This window comes from uncultured Subdoligranulum sp., assembly GCF_937890665.1.
This window is the reverse complement of sequence record NZ_CALADU010000074.1, coordinates 1-4,046: the sequence shown is the minus strand read 5'-3', so window position 1 is coordinate 4,046 and position 4,046 is coordinate 1. Positions and strand designations below refer to the sequence as shown.

Here is a 4,046-nt window from a genome sequence, read left to right as displayed (position 1 = left end):
TTCTTTGCCGGGACGCAGTAAGCGGTGATGGTATGGACTACTTCAAGCAGATAAAAGCATTTTATTCCCGGCAGCTGATAAACCCATTGGCTTCACCCGATATTTCCCTCTGGCACGCGTTGATGTATCAGAGCAATTCGTTGGGTTGGCCTACCGAGTTTAACGTACCGATGTCCACGCTGTGTATTTACACGGGCTTGTCCACATCGGCGGTAAAGCGTTCGCGGAACAATTTGGCTACTAATGGCTTGATCAAGTGGCACCAGCGCAAGGGTCGACTTTCCGCTTCCTATTCTATTGTGGTTCTATATGAACCGCAAAATGAACCACAAAGCGCACCGCAACCCGTACCACAAAGCGCACCGCAACCCGTACCGCAAAGTGGACCCATACATAAACATAAAACAGAAAACAATATATATTCTACTTCTGCTACTACCGCGCGCGAGCGCGGCGGGATGGATGCCGTTCCCCCGCCGTCGCCGCCGGAAGCCCCTGGACTTGCGCAGGCCGCCCAGTGTTATGAAGCAAACATTGGCCCGCTGCCGCGGTATGTCGGCGAACGGCTGATGTACTGGCTGGACGAACTGAACCTCAACCTTGTCTGCGAAGCCATCCACCGTGCCGCGGCCGCCAACGCCCGCAGCTGGAACTATGCCGAGAAGATTTTGACTTCCTGGCGGGATTCTGGCATTCGCACGGTGGATGCGGCCCGGATGGAGCGTGGCGGGCGGAAGCATACAACGGCGCCACGCGCACATGCTGCGCCGTGTGCAGCACGGCCAACGGCGGATGAGGTGTGGAGCAAGATTTCCGAGGGAGGCGATCGCGATGACCAAGCAGGAAACAGCGGGTTTGCTGCGATTGATGGCGAGGTTTTGGCCGAGTTTTCGGCGGGACGATAACCCCGGGCTGACAGTAGATGCCTGGGCCGCGCTGCTCTACGATGTGCCGTATGAGGATGCCCAGGCCGCTGCGATCCGCTTGGCGCGCGGCAGCCAAAAGTTTTATCCGGCGCCCGAACCACGCCATGTGCTGGAGGAAGCCAGGCGGCAGGTTCAGCGGGATACATGGGACCGAATCCGGGCACAGACGTTACATGACTGCCTGGAGCTGGATGTGCCGCTATACCGCCAAATGCAGCTGGAGACGCAGGAGCGTAAGCGGATCGAGTGACGATTTTACTGGCACCACCATTTTCGTGGCGCCAAGAAAATGGTGCGGGAGGTGGAAAGCCCCATGGTCTGGCGCAACAGTGAACACTACCCGGACCCTACCGCGGGTTCTGCCTTCCGCCGTATAGCCCGGAAGGAGGCAGTGAACGAGATGAACGAGGGCAAACGCTTTGAACGAGACTGGAAAGCCAGCGTGCCCAAAGGGGCCTGGTGCTACCGGCTGCGGGACAGCCCCGTCAGCTACTACGGCGGCAGCGGAGCCGAGGGTATCCGCTTTTCCTCGGATAATATCTGCGATTTTGTTTTGTACCGGTGCCCGGTGCTTTATCTGCTGGAGCTGAAAACCGTGGGGACCCCCAGCGCGGCCATGGCAAGTCTGTTCGGCAAGTGGGACCCCGAAAAGCAGGCTTACAAGAAGCAGAAACACCTGCAGCAGATGGCTATGGCCGAGCAAAGTGCACCGGGCGTTTGCGCGCGGGTAGTCATCAACTACCGGCTGACCGGTCACACCTATGCCGTACCTGTCGCCGACGTGCTGGAACTGGTCGAGCGGGCGGCCGCCGGTGGGCGGAAAAGTATCCCGGAGCAGTTCTGCGCAAACTACGGCACCCCCGTGGCCGCCCGCCAGTTGCGGGTCAACTGGCGGTACGATGTGGCGGGGATGATGGAAAAGTTGAGAGGAAACAATCATGCGATTGATTGACAAGGACGAATTGATCAAGAAAGCTATATACATTCCAACCGGCAGGCGCTCAAAAGGAGTACCTGTCATGTTTCACGGAATCACGATGGCAAGCATTGAATCCGCACCGATGGTAGACCTGGAAAGCCTTGCGGCTGATAAATTGGTACCTTGAGCCCCATATCCAGATGGGGATACATCCATCCTTGCGTGCTGGAATTGTGGAAGTGGCGAGTACCTGTATAACGAGGACGGAAACCGCAACGCCTGTTGCGTGCCCTACGACAGCCCGCCGCCGGGCCTGGTGATACAGCTTCACCGACTGGCAGTTGAAAATCGGCCGGAAGTCTGCCTTGGATGCGGCTTTGAGCACAACTGCCGCCGGGACGGCTGCGCAGTACTGCGCAAGATCAGCCGGGTCGTGGCTGCGGCTGGGAAAAGGGGGACTACATCATGAAAGAATATTTGAAGATTCCATCGCCATTAACTATCGAGACACTGAAAAAAGAGTTCGGAATTGCGGCTGTGGATTTCTACCAGGCCAGGATTAACGAGCGGATCACAATGGGAAAGATTTATCGAAATCCGCTGAAAACGATCTGGTTGTGGGCCACCGAGGACAGGCGAACAAACCAAGGATTCTGGACGACCTATCGCGGGCATACCTGCCGCAGAAAAAAATACGGGGGCTCTTGAATATATGACCTATGAAGAAAAAGTCCGCTGGCTGCGCCGCTACCAGGACAGCCTGCGCCGGGAGCGCGAACTGGCCGAGGAACTGGAGCAGCTACAGACCCGCGCTTGCAAAGTTACGCCCGCCCTCACGGGCATGCCGGGCGGCTCCAGCGACGGCCAGAGCCTGCCCCGCTGTGCGGTACTGAAGAAGGTCTGCCAGTTACTGGACCCAAAGGGGGAGTGTGATGGGGATGTTTGACATTTTTCTGGGGGTCATCGCTTACGCTGCGGTCATTGCCACCGTCGTCCTGGCCTATGCGGCCGGGCGCAACGACGACCGCCGGGAAGAACAGCGCAAACCGAATCCCCGTGCCGACGCCCCGATCCCGATGGAACATGCCCATGGAGGTGAAGACGATGGAGACCTATAGCGAAAAAATCCGCTGGTTGCGGCGGTATCGTGAAGCGATGCGCGTTGAAGATCGCCTGCGGGACCAGATCAGTGCCGTACGCGCCCGGATGGAATCCACATCACAGGCACTGCGTCCCGTAGCGGGTGGGGGCGGCGGGGACGGAAATGCCATCGAGCGGGGTGTCGAACTGCTGGACCGATACCAGCAGACCCTGCGGGACCAGGTGGAAGAATCCGAACGGACCCGGCGGGACATCGAGACGGCCATCGCCGCGCTGCCCGATCCCTTGCAGCAGGAGGTGCTGCAGGCCCGGTATATTGACGGGCTGCCGGTCTGGAAGACAGCCAACCAGCTGTATATATCCGAGAGCTGGGTCAAAGAAATCCAAAGAAAAGCCATAGAAAACCTCAAAATAGTGTCCGCCAGTGTACCTTTGGCTGCGGTAAAATAGTAACATCAAAGAACGCAAGATAACCTCCTGCGGATTTGATGCGTGATAAACTCCAGGGACATGGACCCAGCGCTTTGCGTCGTCCCGTATATGGGCGCCACCAGCCGGCTGAAATGCCGGCATTTTTGTGCCCCGCCCCAGCCGCAAGAGGCGGGGCCGGCGTATTGCGAGCACCGCCCGGCAGGCGGGACAGGGATCAACCATATTTGACAGCAGAGCTTGTGGCCCTGCACTGCCGGGCGGTATTTGTTTTTGACAGGGGGTGGTCGTATGCGAAATCCTCGTTATGCAAACGGTGCCCTTCGACGCAAGTACCGCGCCCGCTTCCAAGCTATGGGCCGCCCATGCGGAATCTGCAAAGGCAAACTCGGTCCCATCCATTACGACGAACCGTCAGATGCACAGCACCCACTGTCTTTTGTTATCGATGAAATCAGGCCGATTTCAAAATGGAGGGAGTTCGGTTATTCGTCACCTCGCGCTGCTGCCGAGGACTGGAACAACCTGCAGCCTGCACATTACTGGTGCAATGCACAAAAGGGAAATAGAACCGGGAATTGTGTGGGAAAGCAACTACTTTTTTCGGTTGTACGAGATGGTTCCTGGTGACCCTGGGGTACTCCCCCCTCCCCCGGCGGTAGGCGACCTCG

At 57.9% G+C, this 4,046-nt stretch carries 8 protein-coding genes; all 8 read left to right on the top strand.

Annotation, left to right across the window (positions count from 1 at the left end; all coding sequences use genetic code 11):
* Window positions 1-905 (top strand): DnaD domain protein (locus tag Q0526_RS04045; RefSeq protein ID WP_298731112.1); only part of this gene is annotated, 905 nt, incomplete at its 5' end.
* Window positions 832-1,176 (top strand): replicative helicase loader/inhibitor, encoded by a 345-nt coding sequence (locus Q0526_RS04040; protein ID WP_298731110.1) that lies wholly within the window; start codon window positions 832-834, stop codon window positions 1,174-1,176. The genes Q0526_RS04045 and Q0526_RS04040, both read left to right, overlap by 74 nt.
* A 63-nt stretch (window positions 1,177-1,239) precedes the next feature.
* Window positions 1,240-1,878 carry a hypothetical protein gene (locus Q0526_RS04035; RefSeq protein WP_298731108.1) on the top strand — a complete coding sequence of 213 codons (639 nt, stop codon included), beginning with the start codon at window positions 1,240-1,242 and terminating at the stop codon, window positions 1,876-1,878.
* The gene (locus Q0526_RS04030; protein WP_298731107.1) at window positions 1,865-2,032 is read left to right on the top strand and encodes a hypothetical protein; all 168 of its coding nucleotides are present in this window, start codon (window positions 1,865-1,867) and stop codon (window positions 2,030-2,032) included. Before Q0526_RS04035 ends, Q0526_RS04030 begins: the two co-directional genes overlap by 14 nt.
* A 278-nt stretch (window positions 2,033-2,310) precedes the next feature.
* The gene (locus Q0526_RS04025; RefSeq protein WP_288671694.1) at window positions 2,311-2,553 is read left to right on the top strand and encodes a hypothetical protein; all 243 of its coding nucleotides are present in this window, start codon (window positions 2,311-2,313) and stop codon (window positions 2,551-2,553) included.
* A 4-nt stretch (window positions 2,554-2,557) separates the two neighbouring features.
* Window positions 2,558-2,791, top strand: coding sequence for a hypothetical protein (locus Q0526_RS04020; protein WP_288671695.1), 234 nt, complete (start codon window positions 2,558-2,560; stop codon window positions 2,789-2,791).
* Complete coding sequence (locus Q0526_RS04015; protein ID WP_288671696.1) at window positions 2,784-2,963, top strand: hypothetical protein; 180 nt, start codon at window positions 2,784-2,786, stop codon at window positions 2,961-2,963. Before Q0526_RS04020 ends, Q0526_RS04015 begins: the two co-directional genes overlap by 8 nt.
* Entirely contained in the window at window positions 2,950-3,396 is a 447-nt protein-coding gene (locus Q0526_RS04010) for a sigma-70 family RNA polymerase sigma factor (protein WP_298731103.1), read from the top strand. Before Q0526_RS04015 ends, Q0526_RS04010 begins: the two co-directional genes overlap by 14 nt.
* The last annotated feature ends 650 nt before the right edge of the window (window positions 3,397-4,046 follow it).

Excerpts from the sequence above, each read along its gene's own strand:
- Q0526_RS04040 (WP_298731110.1), top strand. The coding sequence starts at position 832 with ATGACCAAGCAGGAAACAGCGGGTTTGCTGCGATTGATGGCGAGGTTT.
- Q0526_RS04035 (WP_298731108.1), top strand. The coding sequence starts at position 1,240 with ATGGTCTGGCGCAACAGTGAACACTACCCGGACCCTACCGCGGGTTCT.
- Q0526_RS04030 (WP_298731107.1), top strand. The coding sequence starts at position 1,865 with ATGCGATTGATTGACAAGGACGAATTGATCAAGAAAGCTATATACATT.
- Q0526_RS04025 (WP_288671694.1), top strand. The coding sequence starts at position 2,311 with ATGAAAGAATATTTGAAGATTCCATCGCCATTAACTATCGAGACACTG.
- Q0526_RS04020 (WP_288671695.1), top strand. The coding sequence starts at position 2,558 with ATGACCTATGAAGAAAAAGTCCGCTGGCTGCGCCGCTACCAGGACAGC.
- Q0526_RS04015 (WP_288671696.1), top strand. The coding sequence starts at position 2,784 with ATGTTTGACATTTTTCTGGGGGTCATCGCTTACGCTGCGGTCATTGCC.
- Q0526_RS04010 (WP_298731103.1), top strand. The coding sequence starts at position 2,950 with ATGGAGACCTATAGCGAAAAAATCCGCTGGTTGCGGCGGTATCGTGAA.